General features: G+C 42.9%; 17 protein-coding genes and 3 pseudogenes. 12 read left to right on the forward strand and 8 right to left on the reverse strand.

What is annotated here, in order from left to right; translation table 11 throughout:
* The first annotated feature begins 189 nt into the window (after nucleotides 1-189).
* Nucleotides 190-624 carry a hypothetical protein gene (locus tag V7K21_RS08725; RefSeq protein ID WP_335173371.1) on the forward strand — a complete coding sequence of 145 codons (435 nt, stop codon included), beginning with the start codon at nucleotides 190-192 and terminating at the stop codon, nucleotides 622-624.
* Between the two features lie 108 nt (nucleotides 625-732).
* Here the strand turns inward: V7K21_RS08725 and V7K21_RS08730 are convergent, their stop codons facing one another.
* Both V7K21_RS08730 and V7K21_RS08735 read right to left on the reverse strand, forming a co-directional pair.
* Nucleotides 733-1,194, reverse strand: a complete 462-nt coding sequence (locus V7K21_RS08730) for a type II toxin-antitoxin system VapC family toxin (RefSeq protein WP_335173373.1) — start codon at nucleotides 1,192-1,194, stop codon at nucleotides 733-735.
* The gene (locus V7K21_RS08735; RefSeq protein WP_335173375.1) at nucleotides 1,195-1,509 is read right to left on the reverse strand and encodes a hypothetical protein; all 315 of its coding nucleotides are present in this window, start codon (nucleotides 1,507-1,509) and stop codon (nucleotides 1,195-1,197) included. It lies immediately after the preceding gene.
* 83 nt (nucleotides 1,510-1,592) lie between these two features.
* Between V7K21_RS08735 and V7K21_RS08740 the strand changes: the two genes are divergently transcribed.
* The 5 genes and pseudogenes from V7K21_RS08740 to V7K21_RS08760 all read left to right on the forward strand — a co-directional run bounded on the left by V7K21_RS08740 (nucleotide 1,593) and on the right by V7K21_RS08760 (nucleotide 5,905).
* Nucleotides 1,593-3,140 (forward strand): FAD-binding oxidoreductase, encoded by a 1,548-nt coding sequence (locus tag V7K21_RS08740; RefSeq protein ID WP_335173377.1) that lies wholly within the window; start codon nucleotides 1,593-1,595, stop codon nucleotides 3,138-3,140.
* A gap of 23 nt (nucleotides 3,141-3,163) precedes the next feature.
* On the forward strand, nucleotides 3,164-3,868 hold the full coding sequence (locus V7K21_RS08745) for an actin-binding WH2 domain-containing protein (RefSeq protein ID WP_335173379.1): 705 nt from the start codon (nucleotides 3,164-3,166) through the stop codon (nucleotides 3,866-3,868).
* A 24-nt stretch (nucleotides 3,869-3,892) separates the two neighbouring features.
* Nucleotides 3,893-4,191: pseudogene (locus V7K21_RS08750) on the forward strand (actin-binding WH2 domain-containing protein); the annotation flags it as partial.
* Nucleotides 4,192-4,469: 278 nt separating this feature from the next.
* Complete coding sequence (locus tag V7K21_RS08755; RefSeq protein WP_335173381.1) at nucleotides 4,470-4,868, forward strand: CVNH domain-containing protein; 399 nt, start codon at nucleotides 4,470-4,472, stop codon at nucleotides 4,866-4,868.
* 632 nt (nucleotides 4,869-5,500) lie between these two features.
* The gene (locus V7K21_RS08760; RefSeq protein WP_335173383.1) at nucleotides 5,501-5,905 is read left to right on the forward strand and encodes an NIL domain-containing protein; all 405 of its coding nucleotides are present in this window, start codon (nucleotides 5,501-5,503) and stop codon (nucleotides 5,903-5,905) included.
* Nucleotides 5,906-5,971: 66 nt separating this feature from the next.
* On the opposite strand, the pseudogene V7K21_RS08765 reads toward V7K21_RS08760, so the two are convergent.
* A pseudogene (locus V7K21_RS08765) lies at nucleotides 5,972-6,536 on the reverse strand (DUF3616 domain-containing protein); the annotation flags it as partial.
* A gap of 262 nt (nucleotides 6,537-6,798) precedes the next feature.
* Here V7K21_RS08765 and V7K21_RS08770 point away from each other — a divergent pair.
* On the forward strand, nucleotides 6,799-7,782 hold the full coding sequence (locus V7K21_RS08770) for a CHAD domain-containing protein (protein WP_335173385.1): 984 nt from the start codon (nucleotides 6,799-6,801) through the stop codon (nucleotides 7,780-7,782).
* Nucleotides 7,783-7,934: 152 nt separating this feature from the next.
* Here V7K21_RS08770 and V7K21_RS08775 read toward each other — a convergent pair whose 3' ends face one another.
* Entirely contained in the window at nucleotides 7,935-8,126 is a 192-nt protein-coding gene (locus V7K21_RS08775; RefSeq protein ID WP_335173387.1) for a hypothetical protein, read from the reverse strand.
* A 474-nt stretch (nucleotides 8,127-8,600) separates the two neighbouring features.
* Here V7K21_RS08775 and V7K21_RS08780 point away from each other — a divergent pair.
* The 5 genes and pseudogenes from V7K21_RS08780 to V7K21_RS08800 all read left to right on the forward strand — a co-directional run.
* A pseudogene (locus V7K21_RS08780) lies at nucleotides 8,601-8,808 on the forward strand (B12-binding domain-containing radical SAM protein); the annotation flags it as partial.
* Between the two features lie 362 nt (nucleotides 8,809-9,170).
* Nucleotides 9,171-10,211, forward strand: coding sequence for a DUF2891 domain-containing protein (locus V7K21_RS08785; RefSeq protein ID WP_335173389.1), 1,041 nt, complete (start codon nucleotides 9,171-9,173; stop codon nucleotides 10,209-10,211).
* Nucleotides 10,212-10,462: 251 nt separating this feature from the next.
* Nucleotides 10,463-11,506, forward strand: coding sequence for a type I glyceraldehyde-3-phosphate dehydrogenase (gene gap / locus V7K21_RS08790; RefSeq protein WP_335173391.1), 1,044 nt, complete (start codon nucleotides 10,463-10,465; stop codon nucleotides 11,504-11,506).
* A 246-nt stretch (nucleotides 11,507-11,752) separates the two neighbouring features.
* Nucleotides 11,753-13,183 carry a pyruvate kinase gene (pyk, locus tag V7K21_RS08795; protein ID WP_335173434.1) on the forward strand — a complete coding sequence of 477 codons (1,431 nt, stop codon included), beginning with the start codon at nucleotides 11,753-11,755 and terminating at the stop codon, nucleotides 13,181-13,183.
* A 155-nt stretch (nucleotides 13,184-13,338) separates the two neighbouring features.
* Nucleotides 13,339-14,343: a transaldolase gene (locus V7K21_RS08800; RefSeq protein WP_335173393.1), complete on the forward strand. Its 1,005-nt coding sequence runs from the start codon at nucleotides 13,339-13,341 to the stop codon at nucleotides 14,341-14,343.
* 704 nt (nucleotides 14,344-15,047) lie between these two features.
* Here V7K21_RS08800 and V7K21_RS08805 read toward each other — a convergent pair.
* The 4 genes from V7K21_RS08805 to V7K21_RS08820 all read right to left on the reverse strand — a co-directional run bounded on the left by V7K21_RS08805 (nucleotide 15,048) and on the right by V7K21_RS08820 (nucleotide 19,947).
* Nucleotides 15,048-15,389, reverse strand: a complete 342-nt coding sequence (locus tag V7K21_RS08805; protein WP_335173395.1) for a hypothetical protein — start codon at nucleotides 15,387-15,389, stop codon at nucleotides 15,048-15,050.
* Nucleotides 15,390-15,612: 223 nt separating this feature from the next.
* The gene (locus V7K21_RS08810; RefSeq protein ID WP_335173397.1) at nucleotides 15,613-15,768 is read right to left on the reverse strand and encodes a hypothetical protein; all 156 of its coding nucleotides are present in this window, start codon (nucleotides 15,766-15,768) and stop codon (nucleotides 15,613-15,615) included.
* A 103-nt stretch (nucleotides 15,769-15,871) separates the two neighbouring features.
* A complete protein-coding gene (locus tag V7K21_RS08815; protein WP_442948860.1) occupies nucleotides 15,872-17,170 on the reverse strand; it encodes a hybrid sensor histidine kinase/response regulator in 1,299 nt (432 codons plus the stop codon).
* On the reverse strand, nucleotides 17,170-19,947 hold the full coding sequence (locus tag V7K21_RS08820; RefSeq protein WP_335173401.1) for a CHASE2 domain-containing protein: 2,778 nt from the start codon (nucleotides 19,945-19,947) through the stop codon (nucleotides 17,170-17,172). The genes V7K21_RS08815 and V7K21_RS08820 overlap by 1 nt, the downstream gene beginning before the upstream one ends.
* Nucleotides 19,948-20,035 lie beyond the last annotated feature (88 nt).

The following is a 20,035-nucleotide window of genomic DNA, read 5'->3' on the forward strand; positions in this document are numbered from 1 at the left end:
TTGAACATTACTTTATACTTCTCCGGTCAAAATCTCCGAGGACGCAACTTCAAAGGTAGACAAGACTTTGTGGGTGCAAATAAATTTTGTATAAAAAATTTTACTTTCTACTAGGATTTACAAGTTAAGTTATTCAATAGTAATCTTCTAATGTCAATATTTATGCAAAGGTGTCTTGATTTCATGAATATGATGAACTTTAAAATCCAAGGCTTTTTTACGACGTTAATAATTGGTACTGTGTCAGTATTGACCATTTCAGACGCTATCTCTCAAAAGGTGAACGCCCAAGCTACGCCTTCTTGTAATAATGCAACCATAAAAGGTAGCTATGGAAGTATATTGACTGGGACGGTCTTAGGATACCCTCTAGCTCAAGTTGGTTTATTCAAGTTTAATGGAACGGGAAATCTTCAAGGAATAGCTTCTGATAGCTATAACGGTACTCTATCTATAAACACCCCAGGGTCAGGAACCTATAGTGTTAAACAAGATTGTACGGTGCAGATAGTAATAAGTGGTGATACTTTTAGCGGTGTCATTGTTGATAATGGGAAGGAAATCTTTCTTTTGTCAACCGCTAAAAATGCAGTAGTTACTGTTACTTTGAAAAAAGTGAACTGATTTACTCCATCTGTTCCAACGCTTGAAATAAATCAGTTACCTGATTCACCGGATTCCGAGAAACCAGACATTAAAGAATAGAAGAAAGAGTGCAAGGTGACAACCCAATTAGCTCTCAGAAGATGGTGGTGTAAAGCTAGTTGGGTTCACAGGAGTGACTTCAGAAGCGTAGCGGTTAAAGTCCCTAACGTTGAAAGTTAAGATATGGGTTAGTTTGTTGACTAACATTGAGGCTACAAGCCTGGCATCGTGGACATTTACCCCCATTACCCCATACTGTAAAATTAATCGCTTCCACTCTGGATAAATCTCAGGTACATCTGGCAGTACCAAGAAGAAACCTTCTAAGCGCTCCAGTTCCGTCCTAGCTTCAGCTATGGTTAAGCCTAAGCCGTTCCTTTGGGCAGGTCGTGTTGCACTTCGCCAAAACTCTATGAGGTTTTGCGAGGTAATAAAAAGCTCTAACTCTGCTCCTCGTAAAGTTGAAATTGCGTTCAGTGTATCTGCATACATTGGGTGGTGTGGCTGTACGCTTAGTAGCAATAAGTTGGTATCGACAAGATAAGTCACTTAAATATCTTCCGACTCCTCATCATCGTATATTCCTGCCCGACTTAAAGCATACTCTGATAGTAAGGGCGTATCTCGCCTATGGCTCTCTGCCCATTCCCGAAAAGCTGTTACCCACTCAAGAGCCGTTGCAGTTTTGTAAAATGGTTGCTCCTGCTTTGATTTTATCAACTGCTCAAGCAATGCATCTAAATGTGGCTTAACCACTTCAGCAGGGAGCTTAGTTACGTTTGCTAACACCTGCACAACGCCTTCTAACTCTTCTCTGTCAGCCTCGGGGGGTAATGGTAGTATTTGATTGTTATTGTTGACCACGCTTGTAGCTCTCCATAAATAATATCGTATCTACTTTCTTCATTCTCAGGTAGTTTTGGAATGTAGAGTTGAATTTTTCCAAAATGTCTTTAACTGAAGAAATCCTTTCCGAATTACCCGGCGATGTTTTAAGAGGATTGCGCCAAGGCGATCGCATCCTCACATCTGTGCGAGAAAACACCGCACCTATCCCAACGTTAGTTAAAGAAAGTCCACAGCTTTTAGGCGTTGTAGACTTCGATGTAGTTATCTGCGGTGGCACTTTAGGCATTTTAATTGGTTGCGCCTTGGCGGTGAAAGGATTGCGGGTGGCGTTGATGGAACGGGGAATTTTGCGGGGGAGGGATCAAGAGTGGAATATCTCTCGTAAAGAATTATATGTGTTTGTGGAATTGAACTTGCTAACTGAGGAAGAATTAGAAACTGCGATCGCTACTAAATATAACCCAGCACGAGTTAGTTTTGCTGGCGGTACAGAAGTTTGGGTAGAGGATGTCTTGAATATCGGCGTAGATCCGGTTTATCTACTAGCTACTTTGAAAACGCGATTTCTCGCCGCTGGGGGAAAGTTGTTAGAAAATACACCTTTTACTGAAGCGGTGGTTCATTCAGATGGGGTGATGGTAAATAACCAATTCAAAACTCGGTTATTAATCGACGCGATGGGACATCTTTCACCCATCACCCAACAAGCACGCCAAGGAAAAAAACCAGATGCCCTTTGCTTAGTTGTGGGAAGTTGCGCCCAAGGTTTTCCGGAAAATAACTCAGGCGATTTGTTATTATCATTTACATCTTTGCAGAATCAATGTCAGTACTTCTGGGAAGCCTTCCCAGCCAGGGATGGCAGAACCACTTACTTGTTTACTTACATGGATGCACATCCCCAACGCTTGAGTTTAGAAGCTCTATTTGAAGAATATCTGCGTCTTTTACCAGAATATCAGGGAGTGGAATTGAGCAAGCTGAAATTTCAACGAGCGCTATTTGGCTTCTTTCCTACCTATCGCCAAAGTCCTCTAAAAACCCCTTGGAGCCGCATTCTACCAGCCGGAGATAGCAGTGGTAGTCAATCTCCCTTGAGTTTTGGTGGTTTTGGGGCAATGGTGCGTCACCTGAAGCGTTTAACTTATGGCATTTATGAAGCGCTGGAAACAGAACAATTATCTGCACAAGCGATCGCACTGCTGCAACCCTATCAGCCAAGTTTGACTGTTACCTGGTTGTTTCAAAGGGCGATGAGTGTTGGTATAAATCAGAAAATTGCCCCAGATCAAATTAACCAACTCCTCTCAGCGGTATTTCAGGAAATGCAACAGTTGGGTACACCAGTGCTAAAACCATTTTTACAGGATATAGTGCAGTTTTCGGCACTAACGCAAACACTGTTAAAAACTGGTTTATACCATCCGGGATTAGTTGCCAAAATAATTCCCCAAGTAGGTTTAGGAAGTTTGTTAGATTGGTTGTTACATTACAGTAATTTGGGTGTATACACTGCCTTGTTTTGGTTAAGTCCAATGCTAGAAACATGGATTAAGAATCAATCAAATGAACAACAATATTATTGGTATCGTTTGGTTGATGCCTGGAAGTATGGTTCTGGCGGTGATTACTCAGATGAAACTTAGAATTTTACCTGTGTGAGGAGAATATGATTGAACGGAAATCTTTAGGAATAAAATACTTTGCGGTGTTGATTGGTTTTCTGCGCGATCGCCAAGGATTTCTAGAGGAAGTTCGCCAAGGTACGAGATTACCAAATAAAATCATTTCTCTGCTGGTTTGTAGTTCCTTATTTATCGCTGCTTATGGCGGAATCATTGGTGCATACCATAGTTGGATGCAAGCTTTGTCTTCCGCGATTAAACTCCCAGCCCTTTATTTAATCACACTCCTGATTTGTATCCCAACCTTGTACTTTGCTAATATTATTTTTGGTTCAAAGCGGACTTTTGCACAGCATTTAGCATTAGTTTTAACTGCTGTTTCAGTTACAAGTGTACTTTTATTTAGCTTTGCCCCAATCACGCTGTTTTTCTTGATTACCACCAATAATTACCAATTTTTAATTCTGTTAAATGTCTTCATCTTTGCCATAACTGGATTTATTGGTGTTTCGTCTTTATATCACGCCACGAGTTTGGTTTTAGAACAAGATAATGAAGGTAGCAAGACACGCCAGAAGATTTTACAATTTTGGCTATTTCTTTACGCTTTCGTAGGCAGTCAGCTAGGATGGACTCTCAGACCATTTTTTGGCACACCTGGTTCTGCCTTTGAACTATTCCGTGAAAGAGAAGGTAATTTCTATTTAAGTGTAATTCAAGCTATTAGTTATCTTTTGGGAATCCGTTAATTAGTTATTAGAAATTTAACAAAATATAGAAAACATAAACTCTTGAATGTGTGAATTTTTGGGATTACAGGCATCTTTGGCGTTAAATTCCTTTATGAAGGAATGCAATTACTTTCTCAACAAGATGAAATTGGCAAAAAACCCGCACCTCTATTTTAAGATCCTGGTTATTGCTTTATGCCTTTGTTGGTATACAGTTAGGATGGTTTCTCAGACTGTTTTTTGGTGCCCCTGACTCTAAATTTGAATTGTTTCGCACAGTCAAAGGCAACTTCTATCTGGATATTGTAGCGGCAATTTCCGAAATTTTAGGTTTGCGCTAATTTAAGATTTATACCAATACGCTTGGTGTTAGTGATATTTTTGACATTTGAGCGCGAAAACTAGGAGCGCCATTAACAGAGGATATCATAAGTGACTTGGGTAATACTGCATTTATTAGAGAGCGTTAGTAAAAAGTTTCTCTGATGACTTGTAACACTTTCGCCAACAGTGTTTGGGCGTGAACTTACCCCATCTAAAGTAAAAAATTATGGGATTGCATCCGAAATCGGCTTATTCAAAGATGTAGAACAATTTGTCGGCATAGAGAAACAAAATCATGAAGCGAAATTTATTTAGTGTAATTGCTCTTTTTGCAACATCTACTTTAGTTGGGATTAATACCCCTGCTAATGCTACACCTAGCAGTTATCAGAAAAGCTGTAACCACATCTCAGTTTATGGCAATGTTCTCTCTGCTAGTTGTAGCCGAAGCAATGGTTCATTCAACAAAGCTTCAATAGAATTACAGGGGATTGAAAATATTAACGGCACTTTAGAAGTGACTAACCCTGATAAAGCTAGCAATTATCAGTTCAGTTGCCAGAATATCCGCATTAGAGGAAACTATTTAAAAGCTGCTTGTAAAAGAAGAGATGGCACACTTAAGTGGACTTCAACAGTCATACAAGGAATTGAAAATATTGAAGGTGTTCTGAAGTATACCAGCAGTCCCTGAGTCGAAGTAAAACCGACCTCCAAAACGGCGATCTAAGTGGTTCGATACAGAAATCACCTTACATCTTCGCCCTGATGATGCACCAGGCTAATCTCCTGAAACTGTGATATCGCTTGGCCAGCTTATCAATTTTGCCAATCTCAAGCCTACTTATAAAGGCATTGAGCCGAGATCAGAATAAAAACGGAAATAGTGGCTGAAAAGGCTTGATTTTTCCTTGCCTATAACGGTTTTAAGTACAAAGAAATAGAAAATTACCAAATCCTTTGCATAATAATCGTTAAAAGCCTTAATTTCCGAATATCCAGCTATCTTAGTTCAATGCCAAAAAGGCTCTAGAACACTTATGGCAAATCTTCTGCTCTAATCGAGACAATAATGAAACAATGACGACAGATACGGCTATCCCAGGTTCAGCCCCGATAGCAAGCAAATCATCACTAAGGATGACAAGGCGATTCGGCTGTATGACCTGATGGGCAAGAAGTAGGCGGAATTTCGATTTAGTAAATAATTTTGGTCAAATCCTCTTCCCTTCTGCCCTCTGCCTTTCCCGTTCGCACAGCGTTCTGTAGAGAAGAACTGATAAAACTCCAAATACGCTACAACAGAAAAAACTCTCTGCTAAACCTGTGAAAAAACGAGTAACACTCACCTTCCCAAAACGCGCCGTGCAAATGCCAGTAACTTACGTACTGGCCAAAGAGTTCAACGTCGCCGCCAATATTATCCGCGCTCAAGTTGCCCCAAATCAAATTGGCAAACTGGTAGTGGAACTATCGGGAGATATCGATCAATTAGATGCTGCGATCGAGTGGATGCGATCGCGCCATGTTAGCGTTTCTTATACATTAGGCGAAATTGCGATTGATCCTGATGTCTGTGTCCACTGTGGCTTGTGTACTGGGGTCTGTCCTACCGAAGCCCTCACCCTCCACCCAGAGACATACAAGTTGACATTCACGCGATCGCGCTGTATCGTCTGCGAACAGTGTATCCTCAGCTGTCCCGTACAAGCAATTTCCACTAATCTTTAACAATCCAAAATCGTTCGACTGAGCGTAGCCGTTCGCGTAGCGTTCCGCAGGAAAGTCCAAAATTGCTTATCCCAGCTTAAACACATCCGCTATTACACCACTATCACCGACCAATCTAGTCTTTGCTGGAGAGTCATAAACTACCAATAGCGAAGGTATACCAGCTACATCCTCAAATAGCGTCATTCCCTCAGCGTGTTCTTCCCGATTTCCATAGGCAATATCTTGCACAAAATCTGGATTGCTGAAGACATTTTCTCGCGAATTCACACTATTTACCCAACGATAAATTTGCACAGGCCTATCTAAATCCATCGTTGGCCCGGCTAAAATCAACAAATCTTTTCATCTACACACAAATCCCAAATTCCCAAACCATCCAACCAAAAAAAATGTTTTTTATATAACTCCTTTGCTTCCCCAATTTGTCCCAGTTTCAAGAGTCCAAGACTAGAATCTTCTAACTCTATTTCCAGAACAACAGCCTAACCCCGCAATACAGGGCCACGCAAAAAAAGATACGGTTTTGGTAAATGCCTATTCTTTCAATATCAAAACCGTTATCTTTTCCTGGAATTGCTGCCTTAATGAATAAGCCTAAATGGGGATCATCTGCAAAATTTGATTGCAAAAAGATTTATTCTGCCATGATAATAAATCATTTAATCTATGCCAAATATTATTAAGCAATCATTAACATCAAATTGTCAGGCGGAATCTGCTTTTCAAACCTTTGATAGATGTAGCATATTTTTATAATAGTATGCAAGTATCAATAATCATAAGAAGACTTACCATTTTCAGTGAATAAAAAAATATCAAAAGTAGTAGATGTATACTTTTAACTAATGTTATTATGCAATAACCTAATTAGGTAGTCATTAAGACAAATTATGAAATTAGCCACACAACCTACGGTAAAAACTCTAGGGGACTACGCGTATCAAGCGATTGAAAAACACTTTAAGAAAACCTTGAAGTGGGAAAAATCAGTAAAGAAAGATGAAGATCCAGAAGCGCTGCACCAAATGCGAGTGGGAATGCGTCGGCTACGCACGGCTGTAACTAGGTTTGGGCTAGCGTTAGATGTATCAAAACCAGTCAGCGATAAAAATATTGGTAAAATAGCCCGTCGTCTTGGTAGTCTGCGAGATTTAGACGTACTCAAAGAAAGTTTGGAAAATAATTACAAACCAAACTTACCCTGCAAAGAGCAGGAATCTCTGCAAACAGCTTTCACAGCTTTGGCTAAACAACGTGAAGATGTCCTATCGAGTGTGCAGAAAACCTTAAAAGATGAATCTTACAAGTCTCTAAAAGATGCATTAGAGAAATGGTTAGAGAAACCTAGTTATCAACCTTTGGCATCTGTTGCTATCCAGCAAGTGCTACCAGATTTACTTTTACCAGAATTGAGTAACTTTTTACTGCACCCAGGTTGGCTAGTTGGCACTCAATTTGTGGAATCAGAAGTGAAAATTCAAAAAAACTGGAAACCAGAAAAGATAGAAAAACAATTGACAACAGAAGGTGAAATTCTTCATAGCTTGCGAAAAGAAGCTAAACGTATACGCTACCAGATGGAGTTATTTACTGACTTATATGGCGAGTCTTACACAGCTTATCTTACAGAAGCGAAAAGTATCCAAGAAATTTTGGGTACGATGCAAGATAGTGCGGTCTTAACTGACTGGCTTACAGATGTATTCAAGTCAGAAATTCAAACTGAGTTGCCCACCCTTGCTAATTTGTTAACTGAAAATCGTTACCAGTCGTGGCAGCAGTGGCAACCCTTGCAAGAACGCTATCTGAAAGCTGAAACCAGGCATAGCTTTCATTTAACAATACTGCACCCGCTTTCAGGAGTAATAAATTAAAAGTTTCTCTTTCAGGACTTACGCAAAATCATCAAAAAACGAACCGCAAAGGAGGCATAGACACGAAGTGGCTTCCCGCAGGGTAGGTCACAAAGGAATAAGGTTTCAGAGAGTTATTGCGTAAGTCCTATCTTTATGGGGCAAGGATTGGACTAACGAGCAGACGGTTGAATATGAGCCTCTAGCGACAAAACATAAACACTGCTCTGGGGAATCTGGGCAATAAAAGTATTTTCAGCACAGCACAAGCCTGAAATGAGTCCAACAGCCCTTTCTAGCATAGCTCCCCAGTCAAACTGGTTGCGATCGCCGCCGCCCTTAAAAGCCCAAGGCAGTGCGTTCAATCCCTTCACTCAATTAAAATATGATTCTTCTATTTGCTTCGTTCCCAGTCGGAGACTGGGAATGCCCATACAGAGGTGCCTCCCGAATTCGCAGCAGAGCCGCTTTGAAGTCCATTTGCAAGGTAAAACCTGGAAACGAGATTTAAGGAGATTTACGAGATTTCAAAGAGGTCTAGTGATAAATAAAGACGGGTTGCAGCCCGTCTAAATAGCTTGAAAGTGCAAATACACCTTGTATAGTATTGAAAATAACACAGTTAATTTTCTGATAGTTGCCAATTTGCCAAGTCATAAAAAGAACAGATATTAGAATCGTCTTAAAAGTCCTGGTATTTCCGGCTAAATTATTTACCCATGCATGTTTGAGGATTTATGGAAATTGCGATGTCTGATGACAAGCCTGGAGTTTTGGAGTCTTTGGGTTTGCGCTGCGCGTCTACATACTCCGGTCTGAAAGCAGTAATGATTACCGCCCGGGGCGATCGCACAGGTATCTTTCGCTCTGATGGTGAAAAACCAGATGTTACCAACACTCCAACTCCTCGCTTTGACTTCCTAGAATTTGAAGCCTATGCAGAGATGTCGGTGCAATTTTCGCGTGGGATGTCCCTTTCAGTGTGAATTTTGCGACATTATTGTTCTCTATGGTCGCAAACCTTGCACCAAAAGCCCAGATCAACTATTCACAATAGGCTTGGGTTAAGACAAATTCTTGGGTGGAATGGTACTTAAGCAAAAATTGCTGCCCAGATCCCCGACTTCTTCAAAAAGTCGGGGATCTAAATCCCTTGCAATGCCAATGCATCCCGATACAATGTTAATGCGTTGGCCGCATTGTTAATGCATCCCAATACAATGTTAATGCGTCCTCTTACAATGCCAATGCATCCCGATACAATGTTAATGCGTCCTCTTACAATGCCAATGCATCCCGATACAATGTTAATGCGTCCTCTTACAATGCCAATGCATCCCGATACAATGTTAATGCGTTCCCCTGCATTAAAAACGCTACGCTTTTACGCAAAACTGTACTAACTGACCATGCCAGCCGATAATTTGGAGATTAATGAAACGACTGCGGCACAATTTGCTCAATTAGTGCTGGATTGTATCGCGCGGGAGTATCCTAATAGTGGTCTGTATTGGGTTGATAGCGACGAGGATATAAAACCACCGCGTGAATTGACTCCAGCTTTTTATGGCTGCTTAGATTGGCATTCAGCCGTACATGGTCACTGGTTGCTGGTACGTCTCATGCGTCACTTTCCTGAAGCCTCTTTCAATCTAGCGTCAAAGCAAGCACTTGAGCAGAGCTTAACACCAGAGAAGATTCAAGGAGAGATTGCCCATTTCCAGCGGCGGCCCTTTTATGAATTTCCTTATGGTGTGGCATGGCTTCTGCAACTGGCTGCGGAACTTCACGAGTGGAATCATCCTCAAGCGAAAGAATGGCGGATTGTATTAGAACCGCTAGAAAAGTTGATTGCAGCTAACTTACACCGTTGGATTGAAGCACTGAAACTCCCAAATCGCACAGGGATGCATAACCAAACAGCTTTTGCACTTGGTTTGATGCTAGATTGGGCACGGATTACCGAAAATACCGACTTCACTCAGTTAGTAGAGAACAAGACACGGCAATTCTATCTCAACGATCGCAATTATTCCTTACAATTCGAGCCGCTTGGCTACGATTTTCTCTCTCCTGGCCTTGCTGAAGCAGATTTGATGCGGCGAGTCCTCCCAACAACAGCTTTCACTGACTGGCTGACCGATTTTCTTCCCCAAATACCGATTGAGAATTCAGCAAATTGGTTAGAACCAGCCAAAGTAGATAATCCTAAAGATTATACGCAATCCCACTTCTGGGGTCTTAATCTCAGTCGCGCTTGGATGCTTAAGGGGATCATCTCTGGATTGGCAAATGGCGATCGCCGCATAGAAACCCTTCGTTCTACTGGCGTTCACCATCGGCACAATGGACTAGATGTTGTCATTGAACATTATGCAGCTAGTCACTGGCTAGGAACCTTTGCTGTTTACCTGCTAACGAATCGGGGATTGCAAGGGCAAATTATTTGAACAGTCTAGACGATCTAACAACCTATCAGACTTTGTAAAAACTCGAACAATTAGCTCAAACAGATAAGTAGTAAATTAAATCAGGGTTTTCCCAATTCCTAATCCCCAATGTCCCAAACCTTAAAAGATGCCAAGTAAATATCCCTTAGCCGACCGAGGCTGTCAGGATCAGAAAGTAAAGAGTAAAAGGCAATCTATTTTGACTTTTAACTTTCTCCTTTTGTTCAACTTCCACAACGGGAGGTTTAATCTTGACTAAATTAAAAGTTGGTATCAATGGCTTCGGTCGAATCGGGCGACTTGTGCTTCGCGCTGGTATCGATAACCCCAATATCGAGTTTATAGGTATTAACGATCTAGTACCACCAGATAACCTCGCTTACCTCTTGAAGTACGACTCAACCCACGGTCAATTAAAGCAAAAGGTTGAAGCCAAGGAAGATGGCATCCTCATTGACGGGCATTTTATTCCTTGCGTGTCAGTGAGAAATCCAGCAGAGTTGCCTTGGGGACAATTAAGTGCAGATTATGTCGTGGAATCTACGGGACTCTTCACTGATTACCAAGGAGCCGCAAACCACCTGAAGGCAGGTGCAAAGCGAGTGGTAATTTCCGCTCCCACTAAAGATCCAGATAGAGTTCCTACCCTACTAATGGGTGTCAATCATCACCTATTTGACCCCAGCAAGGATATCATTGTCTCCAATGCTAGCTGCACTACAAACTGTTTAGCTCCCATAGCTAAGGTGATCAATGACAACTTTGGGTTAACTGAAGGGTTGATGACCACAGTCCATGCTATGACTGCTACCCAGCCAACTGTAGACGGCCCCAGCAAAAAGGACTGGCGGGGTGGTCGAGGTGCAAGCCAGAATATTATTCCCTCCTCCACAGGTGCAGCTAAAGCCGTAGCACTGGTTTTACCAGAATTGAAGGGTAAGTTGACTGGTATGGCATTGCGAGTTCCGACTCCCGATGTCTCTGTTGTTGATTTAACTTTCAAAACTGCCAAAGCTACCAGTTATAAGGAAATCTGTGCTGCCATGAAGGAGGCTGCGGCAGGCTCACTATCGGGTATTTTGGGATACACAGATGAAGAAGTAGTTTCCACAGATTTTCAAGGCGATACCCATTCCAGTATCTTTGACGCAGGTGCTGGGATTGAGTTGAACTCCAACTTCTTCAAGGTAATTGCTTGGTATGACAACGAGTGGGGTTACTCGAATCGCGTGATTGACCTGATCTTGTCTATGTCACAAAATGAAAAGCTCGCCCCGACAGCTGCTGCGGTTTGATTAGTTGTTGGAGATGGGGCATAGGGCATGGGGCATTAGTAATTAAGTTTTTTCCCTAGTCCCTAGCCCCCAGTTCCCAGCCTCCAATTTGGGATTTGGGTCAAATGGTAAATACCCCGAAAGTAAAACGTCATTTAGTATCTTTACTTACTAAACCAGTGATATGAAGCACGTGTGAATTTGGATGCTTTGGGCGATCGCTCAAAGCATCCAAATTTGCAAGTTACTCCTCAACCCCCAATCCCTATGCGTCGAACCAAAATCATTTGTACTGTTGGGCCGGCTACATCTGCACCTGAAAGGTTGCAAGCCTTAGTAGAAGCTGGAATGAATGTGGCGCGGCTGAATTTTTCCCACGGGGCTTATGAATTCCACGCCAAAACGGCTCACTATCTCAGGCAGATTAGTACTGAGCAGCAAAAGCCGATCGCAATTATGCAAGACCTGTGTGGCCCCAAGATTCGCTTGGGAATTTTACCACCGGAAGGGTTAAATTTAGAAGCTGGTAGTGAAGTTACCTTTGTTTTGCAAGAAAAGGGTGAGACTATTGAGGAACTACCCCTACCATTGCCGACTTTGTTTGCAATGGTGCGACCAGGCGAACCGATTTTGATTAATGATGGTCGCGTCAAGTTGATTGTTACTGATCGCGATGCCGATCGCATTCGCGCCCAGGTGAAAATTGGCGGGTTAATTTCTACGCACAAAGGAGTAAACCTGCCAGAAACTCCTTTACCTGTCAGTTCGATCACCGAAAAAGACTTGCTGGATCTGCGCTTTGGGATTCAGTTGGGTGTAGACTGGGTAGCGGCGTCCTTCGTGCGATCGCCACAAGATTTAGAACCCGCCAAGCGAATGATTGAAGCCGCTGGCGCTTCCATCCGTTTAATTGCCAAAATCGAAAGAGCAGAGGCAATAGAGAACTTTGACTCCATTCTGAAAGTTGCCGACGCGATTATGATTGCCCGTGGCGATTTAGGGGTGGAAGTGCCAATTCACGAAGTACCCCTAATTCAAAAAGATATTATTCGCCGTTGCAATCGTGCTGGCAAGCCGGTGATTACAGCCACGCAAATGCTAGAGTCGATGATTAGCGCCCCTGACCCCACCCGCGCTGAAGCAACCGATGTTGCCAACTCTATCTTAGATGGTACCGATGCAGTAATGCTTTCTGGTGAAACCGCTGTCGGACAATATCCCATCGCCGCCGTCCAGATGATGCACAATATCGCCGTGCGGACAGAACAGGCTTTAGATGAGGCTAGTAGACATGCCTGGTGTCATGAAGCAGGCAGTCTCAGCGTCACCGAATCTGTGGCAGAATCCGTATGTCGCATCGCTTATGAAACAGGCTCACGGGCAATTCTCTGTAACACTTCCTCAGGAAGTACAGCCAGAATGGTGTCTAAATATCGACCAACTTCTTTGATTATTGCCTTAACCCCTGACGTTACTGCTTATCGCCAGCTAGCGCTTTCTTGGGGTGTGGAACCTTTGCTTATCCCACCAGTTCACAATGCCGAAGAGATGTTTACCAATGTGGTAAACACAGTTGTAGACATGGGTCTAGCGAATAAGGGCGATAAAGTAGTGATTACTTCTGGCGTTCCAATTGGTAAATCGGGAACAACTAGTTTAATCAAAGTGCATTCCATTGGACAGCCAATTTCGGCATAACTCACCTAGAATAGGGCTGTGGTTGTGGCTCAAGATAGTAAGCAAAATTGGGCAATGATTTAGAAAAATTGCCAGAATCAGAATTGAAGGAATAGTAGAGAGTGTAAAGAACTGGGGAATAAGTAAATCCTGTAACATTCATTACGGAGTATTTTATGTCTAAGAGTTTACTGGAACAATTGCGGAAAATGACTGTCGTGGTTGCAGATACGGGGGATATCCAGGCAATTGAAAAGTTCAAACCCCAAGACGCTACCACCAATCCTTCTCTGATTACTGCTGCGGCGCAGATGCCGGAATATCAGGAAGTTGTCGATCAAACTTTACTCCAAGCTAAGAAAGATGCTGGAGACAAAGCTACCCAAACACAGATAGTTTCTCTAGCTTTTGACCGTCTGGCAGTTGCCTTTGGATTAAAGATTTTACAAATCATTCCCGGTCGTGTGTCTACGGAAGTGGATGCTCGCCTGTCCTACGATACCGAAGCTACCCTGACTAAGGCACGGGAATTAATTGCTCAGTATAAAGCAGCTGGAGTTGGCCGCGATCGCGTGCTAATTAAAATTGCCTCTACCTGGGAAGGCATTCGCGCCGCAGAAATCCTCCAAAAAGAAGGTATTCACTGTAACCTTACCTTGTTGTTTGGTCTTCACCAAGCGATCGCCTGTGCAGATGCTGGTGTTACCCTAATTTCTCCCTTCGTCGGTCGGATTCTCGACTGGCACAAAAAAGATACCGGACGGGATAGCTACCCAGCAGCCGAAGATCCAGGAGTTTTGTCTGTCACCAAAATCTACAACTACTACAAGAAATTCGGCTATAAAACCGAAGTTATGGGAGCTAGTTTCCGTAACCTTGGTGAAATTACTGAACTTGCAGGTAGTGATTTATTGACAATTTCCCCGTCACTTTTGGGTGAATTACAAGCAACCATTGGAGAATTGCCACGCAAACTTGACCCCGCCAAGGTAGCAAACTTGGAAATTGAAAAGATATCCATTGACAAAGCTACCTTTGACAAGATGCACACTGCTGACCGCATGGCATTTGACAAACTAGACGAGGGCATCAAAGGTTTCACCAAGGCATTAGAAGACCTTGAGAAACTTTTGGCAGACCGACTCGTTCGCCTTGAAGGAGAGGTAGTAGCAACTCATTAGAACGTAACGATAGTTAGTGGTTAGTGGTTAATGGTTAATAGAACAAAGCGGTTCTCGTTTACGTGAGGTACACGCGTAGGGGCACGGCACTGCCCATACGTGTCAACTTAAGGCAAAAGCCATTCTAGAACAAGCTTTTAAAGATTGTCTCATTTGTCTCGTTCCCAGTCGGAGACTGGGAATGCCTAATGAGAGGCTCTGCCTCAAGACTAGTGGCACCACGATTGAAGAGCATTTCCAGCCTATGGCTAGAAACGAGGTTTTAAAAGAGTTTTAGCTTAAGTTGACACCAATGGGCACTGCTCCCCTACACCTCGCAATATGTTGTATCGCATCTGAATGGAAACCGCTATAACCACTAGCCATTAATTAGTTGACATCAGCCGTCGTCAACATAATTTGTAATTGATAATGACGCTCGTGACCAAGGGTAGCGCAGTGTAAAGCCTTTGGCATAGCAGCTTCTCTACGAGAGGCTGCGCCAACGCTTAGAGCGACTGTGCGTAGAGTTCGCTCTAAGCCAACGCAAGAGCGTCTCCTGTCTTAAGAAGGGCTGTAGGCAGAAGAGAAGGCTTTACGCTGCGCTATGCGCTAAAGCATCTCCCTTTGGAAGAAGACTCACTAACGCTGCGTTAGTGAGTCCGCGAATGCAAGAGCGTCTCGTAGAGAGCGTCATTACGAATTACGAATTAGTAATTATTTGGTCAATACCGTCGTCGGAAATTTTTGTATCCTCTAGAAGGCTCCCGTCGTCGGAAATTTTCGTATCCTCTAGAAGGCTCCCGTCGTCGGAAATTTTCGTATCCTCTAGAACGCTCCCGTCGTCGGATAATCTGCCGTCGTCGGAAACTTTTGTGTGGTCTTAACCACCGTCGAGCAATTAAAAGCTCTCCGGTTTTATTTCCAACTAAGTTAGCCTCTGGTGCAGCGCTCTGTTCATTGTGAACATTACTTAAAGAAATATCCTTTGCTTCAACTAATGAGGATGGATACACAAAGGCACATAGCAATAGTGCTATTGAGGATAACTTCTTGAAACCTTTCATGTTTTTGCTTCTACTAGACTTTTGATAATAACTTTATTAAACACCTTAAAGTCAAAAAATGATCGTTTACCAACTTTTTTTAAACTTAATCTAGGATAAAATTATGTATTGCAATTTCAGTCTTATGGTAATTGTAAATTAAAGCAAACTATGTATAAAAATCGTCAGTGTCTAGCAAAATAGAACATCCCAATCCAAGCAAATTTACCAAAATTGTTACTCGTCAATTGCGAATGAGGCGGACTCCAACTCTTGGAAATGCTTTGCGAATGGAGAACTCACAGGGTAGCAGGAATGTTGCAATTTGCTTCATCTGGACTTTGCGATCGCTTTGCTTGACTGCATTCCGCTCACTATGACAAATTATGTTTTTACACATTTTGGATACTCACTACCAAAATGTAACTTTTCCCAATCGGCAAAGTATTATAAAACATTTAAAAAGGCAGTATGAGTTGAAGTAATAAACCCGACATCAAATATTAAATTGGCAAAGTAATAATAAACTTAGTTCCCTCACCAGGAATTGAGAAGCAGTCGATTTTTCCATTGTGTTTATCAACAATAATTTGGTAGCTGATAGCTAATCCAAGCCCGGTTCCCTTGCCTACGGGTTTAGTTGTGAAAGATTGCTCAAAAATTCGAGTTTGTACCTCAGGAAGCATCCCTGGGCCGTTATCTTGAATGCAAATTGTGACGGTTTCTTGTTGACAATTAACTGATGTAGTGATAGTGATAGTGTTCGGGCAAGCAGCAATCTTTTGATCAGAGTGGTTTTGATTGAGGTCATCGAATGCATCAATGGCATTAGCGATGATATTCATAAATACCTGGTTCAGCTGTCCGGGATAGCAACTGATTGGAGGTAACTTACCGTATTGGGTGACAACCTCGATTGTCGGGTGGTCTCCTTGGTTTTTCAATCGGTGTTTCAATAGCATTAAGGTGCTATTAATCCCTTCGTGAATCTGAAACTCCATCTTAGATGAAATATCTGAGCGCGCAAAAGTTCTCAGAGAAAGGCTGATGCCCTTAAGGCGGTCAATTCCCTGGCGCATTGATGCTAGCAATTTTGGAATATCCTCTGCTAGATACTCAAAGTCCATTTGATTGAGAAGTTCTTCAATTTCTGGTTCTGGATGCGGTAGCTTCTGCTGTTGGAGGTTGACCAAGTGAAGAAGATTATTTGTATATTCTGTAATATAGGAGAAATTTCCTTCAATAAAACCAATCGGGTTATTAATTTCATGACCAATGCCTGCAACAAGTTGTCCTAGAGTAGACATTTTCTCACTTTGGATCAGTTGTAGTTGGGTTTGTTGTAACTGCTGTAGAGATTGGGTTAATTCCGCGGTGCGCTCTTGTACCCTTTGCTCTAGGGTATATGTGAGATGGGAGATTTTCAGGTGTAACTTTAATCGGGCAATGACTTCTTCCTGCTGGAAGGGTTTGGTAACGTAGTCAACTGCCCCAATTTCCAATCCTTTCACCTTGTCTTTAGAATCGGATAGGGCAGTCATGAAAATGACTGGAATATTCTGAGTAATGGGATTGGCTTTCAGCCTGCGGCAAGTTTCAAACCCATCAATACCAGGCATCATCACATCCAGGAGAATTAGATCGGGAAGGGCATATTCTGTTTGTTCGATCGCAGACTCTCCATTCGTTGCCATCAGTGCTTTCCAGCCATATCCCTGAATCATTTCTGATAACACCTTGAGATTGTTTGGATTATCATCTACCAAAAGGATACGTATTGGCTTCGAGAGAGAATCAGCCATCATTGCCGTGACTCCATTGTTACAAATAATTTTATAAATTTACGTATTTGTCCTGTTTGAAAATTGACAGTGAGTTTGTTTAACTCAACTACGAAAGGAGCTAGCTGGCTGTTTTGTGCAATTAACTCTTCTAACATTTTCTCGATCGCTGCGATATCGCCCATCATTGCCAGATGATAAAGTTGTTGTAAAACATCTTGCGATGGCAGAACCCATTTGTTATCAGGTAACTCACCTTTAGGAGATGACTGCTGAGGTGGAGATTGGGCATAACTCCAGTCAACTTCTAGCACCGAGCGGAGCGTATTGAATAGCTCGTCAACTTGGAGGGGTTTAGGCAGGAATGCTTTTGCTCCTGCTTGTAAACTCCGCTGCCGATTTTCCTCGAATACGCTGGCACTAGAGACGATGATCGGAATAGAACGGGTTTTTGGATCAGATTGCAGATGAATCATTAGCTCAAAACCATCCATATTGGGCATGGCTAAATCGAGCAGAATCACATCCGGGTTGCATTCTTTTACGATTTGTAGCCCGTGTTTACCGTCGGTTGCTTCCAAGGTTTGACAGCCAATTTCTTGCAGCAGAATCGTCAATATGGAACAGTGATTGCGATCATCATCGACAATCAGAACCAGAGGCGCACTACCCGAAGTTCTGCTAATCGAATGCTGGATTGGGGCGATCGCCTGTTCATGCCAATCATGGGAAAGTGATAGTGGTACTGTCAAATCTAGCCAAAATATACTTCCTTCACCCAAGCGACTCTGCACTTGAATTTGGCTCTCCATCAATGCTGCAATTCTTTGACTGATGGCCAATCCCAAACCAGTACCTTCAGATCGCTGCCCTGCTTCACCCACTTGCTCAAAGGCCAAAAAGATTTTCTCTAGTTGGTCTGGTAACATACCAATACCTGTATCTTCAATCTGGAAACGAATTTTGGTGGTTGGGGATTGGGAACAATCTTGCCCAGTCTCCAGTACATCTACTTTGAACGTCACACTACCGATGTCGGTAAATTTGATCGCGTTGCCTAACAAGTTAATCAATACTTGTCGCAGCCGTTGTTCATCTGCTTCAATGGCAAGGGGAAGGCGATCGCTGATTAAGACATTAAAAGTAATCCCTTTCTGCTCGGCTCTGATCCCACAAATCTCGGTAACACCGTGTAAAAAGGTAGGCAGATGCACAGTAGTTGCTACCAATTCCAATTTCCGAGCTTCAATTTTTGAGATATCGAGAATATCATTGATCAACATCAAAAGATGCGTCCCGCATTGAGAGATAATATTGATTCCTTCGCGGTTTTTGTTTGTCATGTTTGGCGATCGCTCTAGTAGCTGTGCAAAACCAAGGATGCCATTGAGCGGTGTCCGTAGCTCATGGCTCATATTTGCAAGAAACTCACTTTTTGCTTGGTTAGCGGCATCGGCAGCCTGCTTTGCCTCAACCAGTTCATGAGTTCGCTCTTCGACTTTTGCCTCTAAGGTTTTGGAATAATCTAATAGTTGATCGTTGGCAATTTCCAGTTGGCGATTCGCTTCTTCTAGCTGCTGCTGTTTATAGGCATTCATTGTCGCAATTACACTGCTGATGAATGCGGCTAAAGCTGGTGTAACCGGAATCAGAATCCCATTTAAAAATATCCCGTAAGCACTCCCCAGGCAGACCCCACTGATACCTACAGTTATCCAAAGAATCTGGCCCCCTGGAATCTGTAGCTTTCTAGGCGCACTGGCTAACCACCAACTACTCATAGAACCGATCACAGACCACAAAACAATCCAGAGCCACAGAGAAATGCTTGAAACGCCGTGGAGAGTTGTTTTTCCTGTTTTAGCTCCTTGTACCAATTGATGGGCAATATTAGCATGGATAACAACACCAGGTGTCGGTTTTTGAGCAGATATCCAGGTGGAACTGAAGGGTGTGCTGAAAAAATCGTTGGTACTAGAGGCGATTGAGCCAATAAACACCATGCGATCGCGCATTATATCTGCCGGAATTTTCCCTGCTAACACATCGCGCATGGTAACTGTGTGAAATGCTGCATCCGTTCCATGCCAGTTGAGCAGAATTTGATAGCCTCCTAAATCGCCATCGGCATAACCTGCTTCTTGATTTTGCAGTGGCTGGTAGACTTCCTTACCCAATTGGAACTTTTGCCGCTGGGGATCAATGCTTTCTAAGGTAATCCCTTCAACTTCGAGGTACTTGAGCGCTACACTGGTTGCCAGCCCTGCTTTGATGGTGTTTTGTTCTTTGGCATCCACCGCTGTGAGCAGGGCGCGACGGACAGAGCGATCGCCATCGAGTACCAAATCCGCTAATCCTACCTGATCTCTTTTTTTCAATTCTGGTGGCGGATTGACGCGCTCACCGATGATTTTCTCAACTCCGATTAAATTGGGAGTGCTGCGGAAAATTTGCCCAAGTTGCTCATGTCCACTTCCTTCGGGCAAATCTCGATAGAGATCCAGTCCGATGGATCGAGGCTGTTGCGCCCGGATTTTATCGAGTAATCGTGCTAGTGCCCAGTCTGGAACTGGCCATTTACCCACCGATTGAATATCGCGTTCATCGATTGTGACAATCACAATCTCGTTGGCTATTTTGTCTGATGATTGCAAACGAACCCATTGATCACGAAGTTTCCATTCAGGTAAATTAAAAAGCCCCAACGACTGCCCGACAATAACTGTCAGAGCAACACTGGGACTAATGATCAAGACGCTGCGAGTGCGTTGGATGAAAGTCTGAAATCTGTGCCACATATTTGTGCCATACAGTTTATTGATCTTGGTCAGCGTTGGTGGAGTAATACCCCACTAACACCTGTTAATTATGTTAATTAGCAGATGC

It is taken from the genome of Nostoc sp., from assembly GCF_036919595.1.
Lineage (GTDB): Bacteria > Cyanobacteriota > Cyanobacteriia > Cyanobacteriales > Nostocaceae > Nostoc.